Genomic DNA, 15,061 nt, shown 5'->3' on the forward strand with positions numbered 1-15,061 from the left:
TCACCACAACCACAAGAAAACCATCACGCCTTCCTGATTACCCCCGCCGTCAGGCGGGCTTTGTGCTCTGCCAATTGCCATTGAACCGCCGCTCGTGGCACCACACCGCCCAGCAGATCCGTATCAGTTTGTTGGCCAACGCCACAGCCGCTTTGTTGTGGCCAATTCGCGCAGCTGTCTCGACGGCCCAGCGCTGTAACTGGGTCAGTTTCTCCGGCGTGCGTGCCTGGCAGCGCTGAGCCGCCAGCAAGGCCGCTCGCGAACCGTGGATAAATAGCGTGCGCACATAGATATTGCCCTTGTAGCTAATCCGCCCAAGCCGTCGGCGTTCGCCACTGCTGCATTCGTTCGGGGTCATGCCCAGCCAGGCGCTCAGCTGGCGGCCGCTGGCAAAGCGCTCAGGTTTGCCGACCGCCGTTGTCAGGTCGCTGGCCGTCAGCAGGCCAATACCACTGACTTCATCGAGTTTGCGCACCACTTCATCGTCAGCGTGCCAGCGCTTGAGCTGCTGTTCGCACTCGGCCATGCATTGTTCGTAAAGGTTTATTTCTGCCAGAACGATATGCAGTTGATGGCTCAAGGGTGCCAGTTCTGCTCGATCGACCAACTCGTGGGCGGTGCAGATAAACGCAGCGGTGGACGCTGGGGCTTCGATACCCGCCTCGCGCAGGATGCCGCGCAACAGGTTGATGCGCTGGGTGCGGCTCTTCTTCCAGGTCTCGCGCAGCCCGTGCAGTTGCTGCAGCAGCTGCTGCTCGTGGGTTTTCACCGGCACCGGATAAATATCCTTGCAGCGCGCCGCTTCCAGCATCGCATCACAGTCGTTACGGTCGGTCTTGTTGCGCCGGCGATAGGGACGCACATAGCGCGCATGAATCAGCGTCACCCGATGCCCCAAGGATTGCGCTACGCGCCCCCAGTAGTGGGCCGTGCCACAGGCCTCCATCACCCACTCGACCGGCTCGGCTTGCTCCTGTATATATCGCCTAAACGCCTCTCGGTTCAGCCGCTTGCGCTGCACCACCTGGCCAGAACGGACACTCTCGGCAACTTGGTAAACGGATTTGGCCAGATCAACTGCTATTCGCTTCATCACGACACTCCCAATTTCAGTCACCACCGTTCTTGGTATAGAACTGTGGCGCGGGGAGAGTCCATTACAGCATTCAAGCCGTTCGCTTCACTCACTCGGGACGGGCTAAAGCCCGCCCCTTAACCAAACGTTAGGAACCAAGGAATGGGCACAGTTATTTTCACAATCAAAACCATAGTGCTGATGCTTTTTCCAGCGCTAATTTACTGCACAAGCATCTTACGCCATGGCGACCTTACGCTTGCCTATCTAGAAAAATGGCTAGTTGGAAACTTCATGTACATGGCCGCACCACACCACTTAACTCTTGTATCTTTTTTTGCCATCCCGCTAAAGCGCCACACCTTAATTATTTCACTGGCGGCACTAAATATAGTGCTATTTATCTTCCAAGCATGGGTTTGGTTTGCTGTGCCACCGAGAGAATCCGGCTTAGCGTGGATATTCTACTTTCCTTTATCAGCGCTATCCTTGTGCCTAGTCTATTGTGTACTTCGCTACAAACGTAACCGCAGCGTTGTCTCCTAACATGTGGTTCAAATCGTTCGCTTCGCTCACTGGCACGGGCTAAAGCCCGCCCCTTAACCAAACGTTAGCGGTAACAAATGAAATTTATAATATCTGAAAAATACAATAAACAAGAAAAGCGGAAGACGATTTACGCCGCAATATTTGTGCTTGCTTTAATAGCAGGATTTATATTTATGCTAACTAACAGCGACGTATTATCGAACAAGATAATCGCTGCAATCGGTATATTCTTTCTCGCTAAACATTTACCGCAAGCGTATCGAAGCTTCAAGAACAAAGATACTTCATACCCAGATGTAGAAATTCTTGAACCCCAACAGAAGATTGAAATATCGCACAAGGGCTCTGTTGTGAGCATAGCGTTATCGGATATAGAAAGCCTCCGGATTCAGAGCATTAAAGGCAATGTTAAATCTTTACTGCTAACCACAAAATCTTTCAGCAATCTACGCTTTGAAGGGTATGAAAATTTATCGGAAATGGCTGAATTTTTTAAAAAATATACCCCGGCAGAAAAAATCAAAAAAGCCACGTGGTATCACCGCTAACAACTGTATATGGACTCTCCCCACAAGTAGTGAGCAAAGCTTTTCTTTTGCATCTGTCGTCAGCGCGGTTGCATTCGTATATCCGGCCTGTTGTGGGCTTTACCGCCCTGGCCAAACGGTGGTCCGCACTCGACCATGCGCTACTGGTTCAGATTGATTCCGCTAGAACGCGATGCACTGGGGGCTCAAAGGGGCTCGGAGCGCTGGTTGCCTGCAGCTCAGAATGCCGCATCTAGGCGAAATAATAAGTGCGCTCAAAGGGCTGTGATCGCGTAGTCTCTGACTACTTATCAGCTCCAAGAGCGCCAAAGTGTCCGCCAACTCTCCGCCCAAACCCGAGCCTCAGCAGAATCATCTTCTGGCCGCACTGTCGCCCGAGGTGCAAACCCGTTTGTTTCCGCACCTGGAGCTGGTACAACTGCCGTTGCGCGCGCTGCTGTATGAGTCCCGCCGCCCCATGCGTCACGTTTACTTCCCCACCGACTCCATCGTCTCGCTGCAGTACGTGATGCAAAACGGCGCATCGACGGCGATTTCCGTGGTGGGCAACGAAGGGTTGCTCGGCATTACGCTGTTTCTGGGCGGCGAGAGTACGCATAGCCGCTCGATGGTACAGAGCGCCGGGTATGCCTATCGACTTCCCAGGGTGCGGGTGAAGGAGGAGTTCAACCGGCACGGTCAGTTGCTGATACTGATGCTGCGCTACACCCAGGCCCTGATCACCCAGGTCTCTCAGACTGCCGTCTGCAACCGCCACCATTCGATCGACCAGCAGCTGTGCCGCTGGCTGCTGCTGTCCATGGATCGCCTGTCCCACGGGCACTTGACCATGACCCAGGAATTTATCGCCAATATGCTCGGCGTGCGCCGCGAAGGCGTGACCCATGCGGCGTCGAAATTGCAGCAGCTGGGGGTGATCTCCTATTCGCGCGGGCTAATCAAGGTGCTCGACCGTCCGAAACTTGAAGCGCTGAGCTGTGAATGCTACAGCGTGGTCAAGAAGGAAACCGAGCTGCTGCTTAATTACCTGCCGCAACGCCCCGTGATCAAGAATACCGACGCCATCCCTACTGTGACGCTGAAGACGACGTAACAGCCTGCCTACATGGGTATCTCCGCCCTATTCCTTGTGCTGTCTATCCGAGTGCGGCTCGGGTAAAGGCTCGCGGGCAAGCCCGCTCATACAAAAGCGTCTGGCTCGTGCGAGTTATGGGTGCCCTCAGGCCTTGGCCGCGCGACCTGAAGCTGGCTGGCCGCCGCGTTTGCTCGCCGCGGCCTTGCGTTTACCGGGTTTGCGCTTGCCCTTCCAGGGTGCGCCGGCCGGGCTGGCGGGGCCGCTGATGGCCAGGCTCAGGCCGGCGCAGCGCTGCACCTGCTTGCTCATCCAGGCCGACTGCTTGGCGACGAACTCGTCCAGGCTCATTTCGCCGCTCTGCACCATGTCCAGCGCCTGTTCCCAGATCGCCGTGGTGCCGGGGTCGGCGATGGCGCGGGGTACGGCGTCGATCAGGCTGAATGCGGCCGGAGTGGCGGCCAGGGCCTTGCCCTGTTTGAGCAGGTAGCCGCGGTCGAGCAGGCCCTGGATGATGCCGGCACGGGTCGCCTCGGTGCCGATGCCAGTGGTGTCCTTGAGTTTCTGTTTAAGCCGCGGGTCGTCGACCAGCTTGGCGACGTTCTTCATCGCCTTGATCAGGTCGCCCTCGGTGAAGGGCTTGGGCGGCTGGGTCCAGAGGTCCTTGAGGGTCGCGCCCGTCACTCTGCAGTCCTGCCCTTCGCGCAGGGCTGGCAGAGCTTGGGCAGGCGGCGCTTCGCGGCCTTTGGCCGGCGTCAGGGCTTCGGGCAAGGCACGCCGCCAGCCGGGTTCGACTATCACCTTGCCGACCGCGCGCAGGGCCTGGCCGGCGCAGTCGAAGTCGGCCTGGGTACGGTCGTATTCATGGTTGGGCAGAAACTGCGCCAGGTAGCGCGCGCGGATCAGGCTGTAGACGGCCCGCGGCTTGCCGCTCAGGCGTTCGAGCTGTTGCGCGGCGGCGGTAGGGATGATGCCGTGGTGGGCACTGACCTTGGCGTCGTTCCAGGCCCGTGAACGGCGTTGCGGCTCAAGGTGTTCGCGCAGGCCGGCCAGGGTGGGGTCGGCACGGTCCAGGGCCGCAAGGATGGCCGGGGCCTCGGCGTGCTGGCTGAGTGGCAGGTAGCCGCAGTCGCTGCGCGGGTAGGTGATCAGCTTGTGGGTTTCGTAGAGCGCCTGGGCGATATCCAGGGTTTCCTGGGCTCCGAGGCCGAGCTTCTTCGAGCAGACTTCCTGCAGGGTGCCAAGATCGAACGGCAGGGGTGCGGGCTCACGCATACGCTCGGTGCGCAGTTGCACCACCCGCGCGCTGGCGGCGTTGTCCATGGCCGTTGCCGCCTCCTGTGCCAGGGCCTGATTGAGGCAGCGGCCCTGTTCGTCGCAGACCTCGGGCGCGGCGCGCCACTGGGCGCTGAACGCAGTGTCGGCGACCAGCAGCGCCACTTCAATGGCCCAGTAGGGTTGCGGCACAAACGCGCCGATGCTGCGGTCGCGATCGACCACCAGGCGCAGGGTCGGGGTCTGCACCCGGCCCACCGGCAACACGCCCTGATAGCCGGATTGCTGGCCCAGCAGGGTGAACAGCCGGCTCATGTTCATGCCGATCAACCAGTCGGCGCGCGAGCGCCCCAGCGCCGACTGGTAGAGGCTGAAGGTTTCACCGCCGGGCTTGAGCGCGGCCAGGGCCTTGCGGATCGAGGCATCGTCCAGGGCCGACAGCCACAGGCGCTGGATCGGCCCGCGATAGCGGCAATGCTCCACCAGTTCGCGGGCGATCATCTCGCCTTCGCGGTCGGCGTCGGTGGCGATGACCAGTTCGTCGGCTTCGCCGAGCAGGCGTTTGACCGCCTTGAACTGGCCGGCGGTCTTGGGCTTTACCTGCATTTTCCAGCGCTCGGGGATGATCGGCAGGTCGGCCAGCACCCAGCGCTTGTAGCGGGCGTCGTAGGCGTCCGGCGGGGCGGTTTCCAGCAGGTGGCCAATGCACCAGGTCACGGTCAGGTTGCTGCCCAGCCAGCAGCCGTCGCCGCGCCGGGTGGCCCCGAGTACCTTGGCGATGTCCTTGGCCTGGGAAGGTTTTTCACAGAGGAAGAGCCGCATGGCCGCCATCATCGATTCCTTGTCGCTGATGCTGCACAGCATGCGCAGTGATGCGGGCTCAGGCAAGCTTAATCTGTATGGATATACAGCTAAAAGTCGATAGCAGAAAGTCGCACGGGCTCAATCGCGAGGATAGACGTAGGTCGGCCCCCTCACCCTAGCCCTCTCCCCGAGGGGGCGAGGGGACTTGTCCGCGGGGCATCGGCGCGCGAGCCTGGTCACCCCGGATTGCACCGGGGCGGCCAGCAGTGACCGGTGCGCGCGGCGCACCCTACCCGACACGCCCAGAAAAAAGGGTCACCGCAGTGACCCTTTTCCGTTTACCCAGGCAACCTTTACGCGGGTGCGTGGATCTGCGACGGGTCGCGGCGGCTGTCCGGGCCGTTCTGCAGGTGGGCACCGGTGCTTTCATCCATGGCCTGCTGCAGGGCCTTCTTGCGCTTCTCTTCGGAGCGATGGGCAATGACCCAGATGATAAAGGTCATCAACGACACCGACAGCAGGATCAGGCTGGCCACTGCGTTGATTTCCGGCTTCACGCCCAGACGCACGGCGGAGAAGACTTCCATCGGCAGGGTGGTGGAGCCCGGACCGGAGACGAAGCTGGCCAACACCAGGTCGTCCAGCGACAGGGCGAAGGACATCATGCCGCCGGCGGCCAGGGAGGGCGCGATCATCGGGATGGTGATCAGGAAGAACACCTTCCACGGCTTGGCCCCCAGGTCCATGGCCGCTTCCTCGATGGACATGTCCAGCTCACGCAGGCGCGACGACACCACCACCGCCACATAGGCGGAACAGAAGGTGGTGTGGGCGATCCAGATGGTCAGCACACCGCGCTCGGCAGGCCAGCCGATCAGCTGGGCCATGGCCACGAACAGCAGCAGCAGCGACAGACCGGTGATCACCTCGGGCATTACCAGCGGTGCGGTGACCAGGCCACCGAACAGGGTGCGGCCCTTGAAGCGGGTCACCCGGGTCAGCACGAAGGCGGCCATGGTGCCCAGCGCCACCGCGGCAATCGCAGTGTAGGTGGCGATTTCCAGGGAGCGCATCACCGCGTTCATCAGCTGGGTGTTGTCGAGCAGGCCGACGTACCACTTCAGCGACCAGCCGCCCCAGACCGTGACCAGGCGCGAGGCGTTGAACGAGTAGATGACCAGGATCAGCATCGGCAGGTAGATGAATATCAGCCCGGCCCACAACATAAAGGTGGAGAAACTGAAACGCTTCATGGTCGGCCCTCCATCTCTTTGGCTCGGCAGTGCGGGGTGAGCCGGTTGAACAGAATGATCGGCTCCATGCGGATGAACGGACTCATGGACGACCCTCCATTTCTTTGGCCTGGTTACGGTTGAACAGAATGATCGGAATGATCAGGATCGCTAGCATCACCACGGCCAGGGCAGAGGCTACCGGCCAGTCGCGGTTGTTGAAGAACTCCTGCCACAGCACCTTGCCGATCATCAGGGTCTCCGGGCCACCGAGCAGTTCTGGGATCACGAACTCGCCGACCACCGGGATAAACACCAGCATGCAACCGGCGATGATGCCGTTCTTGGCCAGCGGCACGGTGATCTTCCAGAAGCTGTTGAAGCGGCTGGAACCCAGGTCTGCCGCTGCTTCCAGCAGGCTCTGGTCGTGTTTCACCAGGTTGGCGAACAGCGGCAGGATCATAAACGGCAGGTACGAATAGACGATGCCGATATACACCGCGACGTTGGTGTTGAGGATCTGCAGCGGTTCGCTGATCAGGCCGATGCCCTGCAGCACGCTGTTGAGCAGGCCGTTGTTGCTGAGGATGCCCATCCAGGCGTAGACGCGGATCAGGATCGCGGTCCAGGTCGGCATCATGATCAGCAGCAGAAAGACCAGCTGCTTTTCCTTGTCGGCGCGGGCGATGGCGTAGGCCATGGGAAAACCGATCACCAGACACAGCAAAGTACTGATCGCGGCCATCTGCAGCGAGCCGAGGTAGGCGGCCAGGTACAGGTCGTCTTCGCTGAGGAAGATGTAGTTGCCCAGGTTGATAAAGACCGCCAGCTTGTTTTCCGCCCAGCTGTAGAGTTCGGTGTAGGGCGGGATGGCGACATCGGCTTCGGCAAAGCTGATCTTCAGCACAATGATGAAGGGCAGCAGGAAGAACATGAACAGCCAGAGGAAGGGCACCCCGATGACGAAGTGACGGCCCGTTGGCAGGCGGCGGCTAATGCTTCTTGAGATGTTCATGAGCGCAATGCCACCCCGCTATCGTCCTCCCACCAGACGAACACTTCGTCGTCCCAGGTCGGCCGTGCGCCGCGCCGTTCGGCGTTGGCGACGAAGGACTGGACGATCTTGCCGCTCGGCAACTCGACGTGGAACACCGAATGACCGCCGAGGTAGGCGATGTCGTGCACGGTGCCGCGCGACCAGTTGTATTCGAAACTCGGCTGCTCGGTGGTGACCAGCAGTTTTTCCGGGCGAATGGCGTAGGTGATGCTCTTGTCCTGCACCGAGGTGCTGACGCCGTGGCCGACGTAGATATTGCGTTCCAGGTCCGGGCTGTCGATCAGCGCGTGGCCTTCGGCATCGTCCACCACCTGGCCTTCGAACAGATTAACGTTGCCGATAAATTCGCAGACCAGGCGGCTGGTCGGGGTTTCGTAGATGTCCACCGGGCTGCCGATCTGGGCGATCCAGCCCAGGTGCATGATGGCGATGCGCTGGGCCATGGTCATGGCCTCTTCCTGGTCGTGGGTCACCATCACGCAGGTTACGCCGACGCGCTCGATGATCTCGACAAGCTCAAGCTGCATCTGCGAACGCAGCTTCTTGTCCAGAGCACCCATAGGCTCGTCGAGCAGCAGCAGCTTGGGCCGCTTGGCCAGAGAACGGGCCAGGGCCACGCGCTGACGCTGACCACCGGAGAGCTGGTGCGGCTTGCGCTTGGCGTACTGGGTCATGTGCACCAGCTTGAGCATCTCCTCGACGCGGGCGTCGATCTCGGCTTTAGGCAGTTTGTCCTGCTTGAGGCCGAAGGCGATGTTGTCGGCCACGCTCATGTGCGGGAACAGGGCGTAGGACTGGAACATCATGTTGATCGGCCGCTCGTAGGGCGGCATGTCGGTGATATCGACACCATCGAGGATGATGCGCCCCTCGGTCGGCCGTTCGAAGCCGGCGAGCATGCGCAGCAGGGTCGACTTGCCGGAGCCGGAGCCGCCGAGCAGGGCGAAGATCTCACCCTTGTTGATGGTCAGGGATACGTCGTCGACCGCGATGGTTTCATCGAACTTCTTGGTCACACGCTCGATTTTGACCAGAACCTCTTTCGGTTTCTGATCGCCCTCAAGGACCTTTTTATAGGCACTGGAAGCAACTGCCATTACCAAAACTCCCGCAAAAGTAGCGCCTGGCCACAATGGCCCGGCGCTGGAAATTATTGACCCGACTTGACCTTGGTCCAGCTGCGCGTCATCAAGCGTTGTACTTTCACCGGCAACTCCGCCGAGATAAACAATTTGTCCAGCACCGCTTGTGGCGGATACACCGACTCGTCGTTACGCACGTCCTGGTCCATCAGCTCGCCCGCCTGGGTATTGGCGTTGGCGTAACCGACGTAATCGCTGACCCCGGCAATGGCCGCGGGGTCGAGCAGAAAATTGATAAGGGCATGGGCTTCCTGCGGGTTGCCGGCATCCACCGGGATGGCGAGCATGTCGAACCACAGGTTGGCCCCCTCGTTGGGGATGCTGTAGGCGATTTCGATGCCTTTACCGGCCTCTTCGGCGCGGTCGGCGGCCTGCAGGACGTCGCCGGAGAAACCGGCGGCGACGCAGATATTGCCATTGGCCAGGTCGCCGATGTACTTGGAGCTGTGGAAGTAGGTCACGTAGGGACGCACCGCCAGCAGCTTGGCCTCGGCCTTGGCGAGGTCCTCGGCGCTATGGCTATTGGGGTCGAGGCCCATATAGGTGAGCACCGAGGGAATCATCTCGTCGGCCGAGTCGAGAAAGCTGACGCCGCAACTGGCGAGCTTCTGCATGTTCTCCGGCTCGAACAGCACGGCCCAGGAGTCGATCTGCTCGATGCCGAGTACTTCCTTGACCTTGGCCACGTTGTAGCCAATGCCGTTGGTGCCCCACAGATAGGGCACCGCATACTGGTTACCGGGATCGTTGACCTGCAGCTGCTTGAGTAGCAGCGGGTCGAGGTTGTCCCAGTTCGGCAGCAGCGTGCGGTCGAGCTTCTGGAACGCCCCCGCCTTGATCTGCTTGCCGAGGAAATGGTTGGACGGCACCACCAGGTCGTAGCCGCTACGGCCGGCCAGCAGTTTGCCTTCCAGGGTTTCGTTGGAGTCGAACACGTCGTACAGGGCGGTGATGCCCGTGGCCGTCTTGAAATCGGCCAGGGTGGTTTCGCCGATATAGTCAGACCAGTTGTAGACCTTGACCTCGCGCGCCGCGGCTTGCACGGACGGCACGGCCAGGGCTGCTGCAACCAGGCCAGCCAGGAGAGTGATGCGACGCATAACGCCTTCCTTATTGTTTTGGGGGTTTCCGGCGGGCGAACCCGCCGGAAGGGTACTGCTGCGCGGGCTTAGCGGCCCGACTTGACCTTGGTCCAGCTGCGGGTAATGGCACGCTGCACTTTTGGGCTCAACTCGGTGAAGGTGTAGAGCTTCTTGCTCGCTTCTGCGGTCGGGTAGATGCCCGGGTTGTTGCGCACTTCCTCAGACACCAGCGGCGTGGCGGCGCTGTTGCCGTTGGGGTAGGCCACGTAGTCGGAGATCGGCGCGATCACTTCCGGGGTGAGGATATAGTTGAGGAACACGTGGGCAGCTTCGACGTTCTTGGCGTCAGCCGGGATGGCCATCATGTCGAAGAAGGAGGCCGCGCCTTCCTTGGGAATGGTGTAGCCCACCGGTACGTTGTTCTTCGCTTCTTCGGCACGGGCCTGAGCCTGGAAGATATCGCCGGACCAACCCAGGGCCACGCAGATATCGCCATTGGCCAGGTCGGAGATGTACTTGGAGCTGTGGAAGTAGGTGATGTAAGGGCGCACCGTCATCAGCAGGTCTTCGGCCTTTTTCACGTCCTCGACGTTGCTCGGGTTGGGTGGCAGGCCCAGGTAGTGCAGCGCCGCGCCATAGACTTCATCCGGCGCGTCGAGCATGGAGACGCCGCAGGATTTGAGTTTTTCCATGTTCTCCGGCTTGAACACCACGTCCCAGGAATCGATGGTGTCGGTGCCCAGGGCAGCCTTGACCTTCTCCGAGTTGTAGCCGATGCCGGTGGTGCCCCACAGGTAGGGGAAGGCGTACTGGTTGCCCGGATCGGAACTGTCCAGAGCCTTCATCAGGTCCGGGTTGAGGTTCTTCCAGTTGGGCAGCTTGGATTTGTCCAGCTTCTGGAACACGCCGGCCTTGATCTGCTTGGCCAGGAACTGGTTGGACGGCACCACGATGTCGTAGCCGGAACGGCCGGAGAGCAGCTTGGCTTCCAGGGTTTCGTTACTGTCGAACACGTCGTAGACGACCTTGATGCCGGTTTCCTTCTGGAAGTTTTCCAGGGTGTCCTCGGCGATGTAATCCGACCAGTTGTAAATGTGCAGCACTTTTTCTTCGGCCTGGGCCACGCCAAGAGTGGCGCCCGCCAGGGATAACGCTAGAAGGGTTTTGCCGAATTTGTTCATGCGTACAGCTCCTGTTGTCGTATTGTTTTTCCAGCAGGTGACGCGGCCTATCCGCATCACCCTCCGGTGAGCCTGGCCAACGCACATGTGCAGTCTGGCAAGGTCTCGGCACTCTTTACAACTTTCCGCTATTACAGCTTGAAACCGTTAAATGCCCTGCGCCTGGCCGAGTACCTCGGCGGCGGTCAGGTCCAGGCAGAGACGAGCCTTTTCCAGCAGCTCGTCGATCTCGGCCTTGCTGATCACCAGGGGCGGCGCAATGATCATGGTGTCGCCCACGGCGCGCATGATCAGACCATTATTAAAGCAGTGCCCGCGGCAGATCATGCCCACGCCCACATCCCCGGCGAAACGATTGCGGCTGGCCTTGTCCTGCACCAGCTCGATGGCACCGAGCATGCCAAGGCCACGCACTTCACCCACCAGGGGGTGGTCGGCCAACTCACGCAGACGCTTCTGCAAGTACGGTGCCGTTTCTGCCTTAACCCGCTCGACAATCTTTTCCTCGCGCAAAATGCGCAGGTTTTCCAGAGCCACGGCCGCCGCCACCGGGTGCCCGGAGTAGGTGAAACCATGGTTGAAGTCGCCGCCCTGGTTGAGCACCTCGACCACGCTGTCGCGCACGATCAGGCCGCCCATGGGGATATAGCCGCTGGTCAGGCCCTTGGCGATGGTCATCATGTCCGGGGCGTTGCCGTAATAATCGCTGCCGAACCATTCGCCGGTGCGGCCGAAACCGCAGATCACTTCATCGGCGACAAACAGAATGTCGTACTTGGCGAGGATTTCGCGGATGCGCGGCCAGTAGCTGTCCGGCGGAATGATCACCCCACCCGCGCCTTGGATCGGCTCGGCAATAAAGGCGGCGACATTCTCTTCGCCGACTTCGAGAATCTTCGCTTCCAACTGGTCGGCGGCCCAGATACCGAACGCTTCGGGGCTCATCTCGCCGCCCTCGCCGAACCAATACGGCTGCGGGATATGCACAATGCCCGGAATTGGCAGGTCGCCCTGCTCGTGCATGTACTTCATGCCACCCAGGCTCGCGCCGGCCACGGTGGAGCCGTGGTAGCCGTTGACCCGGCTGATGATCACCTTCTTGTTCGGTTGGCCCTTGATCGCCCAGTAATGGCGCACCATGCGCAGCATGGTGTCGTTGCCTTCCGAACCGGAACCGGTGAAGAACACATGGTTCATGCCTGGCGGGGCCAGCTCGGCAATCGCCTTGGCCAGCTCCAGCGCCGGCGGCGTGGCGGTCTGGAAGAACATGTTGTAGTAGGGCAGCTCCTGCATCTGCTTGTAGGCTGCCTCAGCCAGCTCCTTGCGGCCGTAACCGACGGCCACGCACCAGAGCCCGGCCATACCATCGAGAATCTTGTGACCTTCGCTGTCCCACAGGTACACACCATCGGCCTTGGTGATGATGCGCGGGCCGTTTTCCGCCAGCTGTTTGAAATCGCTGAAGGGAGCCAGATGATGTTCGCGGCTTATGGCTTGCCACTCGAGGGTCTGCGGATTGCTCACTGGATGGTTCATCACTACACCTTGGATACCCGGACTGCCCTTGGCAGCCCGCTGAAATAGGTGGAGCCGGCCGCATTGCGACCGGCCACCGGGTTATACAGAAAGCAGCAGGAATTCACGCTCCCAGGAGCTGATTACCCGCTTGTAGTTCTCGTGTTCGGCGCGCTTGACCGCGACATAGCCACGGATGAACTTCTCGCCCAGGTACTTTTCGGCATCCTTGCATGCTTCCATGCGCTCCAGGGCGTGCTCGATGGTGATCGGCAGGCGCAAGTTGCGCCGCTCGTAGCCGCGACCCTTGACCGGAACGCTGGGCTCCATACCGCCAACCATGCCCATATAGCCGCACAGCAGGGAGGCGGCCAGCACCAGATACGGGTTGGCGTCGGCACCGGCCAGGCGGTTTTCCACCCGGCGGTTCTGCGGGCTGGCTTCCGGTACGCGCAGGCCCACGGTGCGGTTTTCTTCGCCCCACTCGACGTTCACCGGCGCGGAGGTATCCGGCAGGAAGCGGCGGAACGAGTTGACGTTGGGGGCGAACAGCGGCAGCAACTCGGGGATGTATTTCTGCAGGCCGCCGATGTGGTGCATAAACAGTTCGCTCATGCTGCCATCGGCGTTGGAGAACAGGTTCTGCCCGGTCTTGATGTCCACCACACTCTGGTGGATATGCATGGCGCTGCCCGGCTGATCGGTGATCGGCTTGGCCATAAAGGTGGCGGCCACATCGTGCTTGAGCGCCGCTTCACGCATGGTGCGCTTGAACACGGTGATCTGGTCGGCCAGGTGCAGGGCTTCGCCGTGACGGAAGTTGATTTCCATCTGCGCCGGGCCGTCTTCATGGATCAGCGTATCGAGGTCCAGTCCCTGGATTTCGCACCAGTCGTAGACATCTTCGAACAGCGGGTCGAATTCGTTGGCGGCGTCGATGGAGAACGACTGCCGGCCCACTTCCGGGCGGCCGGAGCGGCCCATGGGCGCGACCAGGGGGAAATCCGGGTCGCTGTTGCGTTTGGTCAGGTAGAACTCCATTTCCGGCGCGACGATTGGCTTCCAGCCCTTGTCGGCATATAGCTTGAGTACATTCTTGAGGATGTTGCGCGGCGACAGCTCGATCGGGTTGCCCTGCTTGTCGAAGGTGTCGTGGATCACCATCGCAGTCGGCTCGATGGCCCAGGGCACCAGGAACACGGCGTTTTCATCCGGGCGGCAGAACATGTCGATGTCCGCCTCGTCGAGCAGGTCGTAATAGATTTCGTCCTCGACGTAGTCGCCGGTTACGGTCTGCAGCAGCACACTCTCGGGGAGGCGCATGCCCTTCTCGTCGAGAAACTTGTTGGTCGGCGAAATCTTGCCACGGGCAATGCCGGTAAGATCGCTGATCAGGCATTCAACTTCGGTGATTTTGCGTTCTTTGAGCCAGCTCGAAAGCTGGTCTAATTTGGTGCTCATAGAGACCTCAGGGTTGGTGAGAGCCGACCTATATATAGTCGGTTCAGCGTTGCCCCGCCCTCTTCCTGCAAGCCTCACCAAAGGCCTGGAAGATGGCGAGATAATTCGGGTTGGATCTTACCTGCCACTCGGGGTGCCATTGCACCCCCAGTGCGAAGCTTGGCACCGCTTCGACGGAGAAGGCTTCGATCAACCCGTCTGGTGCCAGTGCTTCCACGCGGAGGCCCGGCGCCAGACGTTCAACGCCCTGGCCATGAATGGAATTGACTTGAATCTCGTCCGGCAAGCCGATGCCGGCGAGCAGCCCGCCCGGCTGCACGTGCAGCGAATGACGCAGGCCATACTGTTGCTCGGCCGGCATGTCGCCGGGCTCGCGATGGTCCATATAGCCCTCGACCTCATGCACCTTCTGGTGCAGGGTGCCGCCAAAGGCCACGTTCATTTCCTGAAAGCCGCGACAAATGCCGAGCACGGGAACGCCGGCGGCAATTGCTGCTTTAATTAAAGGTAGAGTGGTGCTGTCGCGGGCAACATCATGAGCGGTGCCCGGCTCGCTGGCTGGGCCGCTATAGTGATGGGGTTCTACGTTCGACGGCGAACCGGTGAACACCAGGCCATCGAGTTGTTGCAGCAGGTAGGTCTGATCGATCTGATCGCCGAGCGCGGGGACTATCAATGGCATGCCCCCGGCAACATGCACAATGGCTTGCAGGTATTTGTCACCGGCGGTGTGGTAGATGTTGTGCCCGATCTGCTTGGTACAGGCACTAACGCCGATTATCGGCTGGCGCGACATGAGACACCCGTTTTATTGCTGTTATGGGTTTGAGCCGAGCTTAGCCTTGTTCATTTTTTTTCACAATAGCCATGTAAAAAATTGAACACACCCCACTGAGCACCCTGTCAAACCTGGGGTTCGCCGATACAGCACTGCCCTGTAACGCCCTAAAATTGGCCACGCAGCCCTCTTTTAGGGCAATATGTAGTTCTCTTGACAGCATCAGGCGTTTGGGATTGACTCAACCCTGTGCAGTTGCATGATTGATATTTTTAACAACAAAGGTGTTG

At 60.2% G+C, this 15,061-nt stretch carries 12 protein-coding genes; 2 read left to right on the forward strand and 10 right to left on the reverse strand.

The annotated features are described in order from the left end of the window. Positions 1-49 precede the first annotated feature (49 nt). Complete coding sequence (locus tag WMW70_RS17875; RefSeq protein ID WP_341438812.1) at positions 50-1,093, reverse strand: IS110 family transposase; 1,044 nt, start codon at positions 1,091-1,093, stop codon at positions 50-52. Between the two features lie 605 nt (positions 1,094-1,698). On the opposite strand from WMW70_RS17875, the gene WMW70_RS17880 reads away from it, so the two are divergent. Together WMW70_RS17880 and WMW70_RS17885 are read left to right on the forward strand one after the other, a co-directional pair. Continuing rightward, a complete protein-coding gene (locus WMW70_RS17880; RefSeq protein WP_341438813.1) occupies positions 1,699-2,172 on the forward strand; it encodes a hypothetical protein in 474 nt (157 codons plus the stop codon). Between the two features lie 310 nt (positions 2,173-2,482). After that, the gene (locus tag WMW70_RS17885; protein ID WP_341438814.1) at positions 2,483-3,265 is read left to right on the forward strand and encodes a Crp/Fnr family transcriptional regulator; all 783 of its coding nucleotides are present in this window, start codon (positions 2,483-2,485) and stop codon (positions 3,263-3,265) included. A 126-nt stretch (positions 3,266-3,391) separates the two neighbouring features. Here WMW70_RS17885 and WMW70_RS17890 read toward each other — a convergent pair whose 3' ends face one another. The 9 genes from WMW70_RS17890 to WMW70_RS17930 form a co-directional block, all read right to left on the reverse strand. Next, entirely contained in the window at positions 3,392-5,341 is a 1,950-nt protein-coding gene (locus WMW70_RS17890; protein WP_341439081.1) for a DNA topoisomerase III, read from the reverse strand. 335 nt (positions 5,342-5,676) lie between these two features. Beyond that, entirely contained in the window at positions 5,677-6,576 is a 900-nt protein-coding gene (locus WMW70_RS17895) for an ABC transporter permease subunit (protein WP_341438815.1), read from the reverse strand. A gap of 82 nt (positions 6,577-6,658) precedes the next feature. Continuing rightward, positions 6,659-7,540 (reverse strand): ABC transporter permease subunit, encoded by an 882-nt coding sequence (locus WMW70_RS17900; RefSeq protein ID WP_341439082.1) that lies wholly within the window; start codon positions 7,538-7,540, stop codon positions 6,659-6,661. Positions 7,541-7,566: 26 nt separating this feature from the next. After that, positions 7,567-8,709 carry a polyamine ABC transporter ATP-binding protein gene (gene potA / locus WMW70_RS17905; protein WP_341438816.1) on the reverse strand — a complete coding sequence of 381 codons (1,143 nt, stop codon included), beginning with the start codon at positions 8,707-8,709 and terminating at the stop codon, positions 7,567-7,569. Positions 8,710-8,762: 53 nt separating this feature from the next. Then, the gene (locus WMW70_RS17910) at positions 8,763-9,854 is read right to left on the reverse strand and encodes a polyamine ABC transporter substrate-binding protein (protein ID WP_341438817.1); all 1,092 of its coding nucleotides are present in this window, start codon (positions 9,852-9,854) and stop codon (positions 8,763-8,765) included. A 68-nt stretch (positions 9,855-9,922) separates the two neighbouring features. After that, positions 9,923-11,017 carry a polyamine ABC transporter substrate-binding protein gene (locus tag WMW70_RS17915; protein ID WP_341438818.1) on the reverse strand — a complete coding sequence of 365 codons (1,095 nt, stop codon included), beginning with the start codon at positions 11,015-11,017 and terminating at the stop codon, positions 9,923-9,925. A gap of 147 nt (positions 11,018-11,164) precedes the next feature. Beyond that, positions 11,165-12,553, reverse strand: a complete 1,389-nt coding sequence (locus WMW70_RS17920; RefSeq protein WP_341438819.1) for an aspartate aminotransferase family protein — start codon at positions 12,551-12,553, stop codon at positions 11,165-11,167. 81 nt (positions 12,554-12,634) lie between these two features. Further along, positions 12,635-13,993, reverse strand: a complete 1,359-nt coding sequence (locus WMW70_RS17925; protein ID WP_341438820.1) for a glutamine synthetase family protein — start codon at positions 13,991-13,993, stop codon at positions 12,635-12,637. 43 nt (positions 13,994-14,036) lie between these two features. After that, positions 14,037-14,789 carry a gamma-glutamyl-gamma-aminobutyrate hydrolase family protein gene (locus WMW70_RS17930; protein ID WP_341438821.1) on the reverse strand — a complete coding sequence of 251 codons (753 nt, stop codon included), beginning with the start codon at positions 14,787-14,789 and terminating at the stop codon, positions 14,037-14,039. Positions 14,790-15,061: the final 272 nt, after the last annotated feature.

This window comes from Pseudomonas sp. XK-1 (assembly GCF_038069885.1).
In the GTDB taxonomy this organism is placed as follows: Bacteria; Pseudomonadota; Gammaproteobacteria; order Pseudomonadales; family Pseudomonadaceae; genus Aquipseudomonas.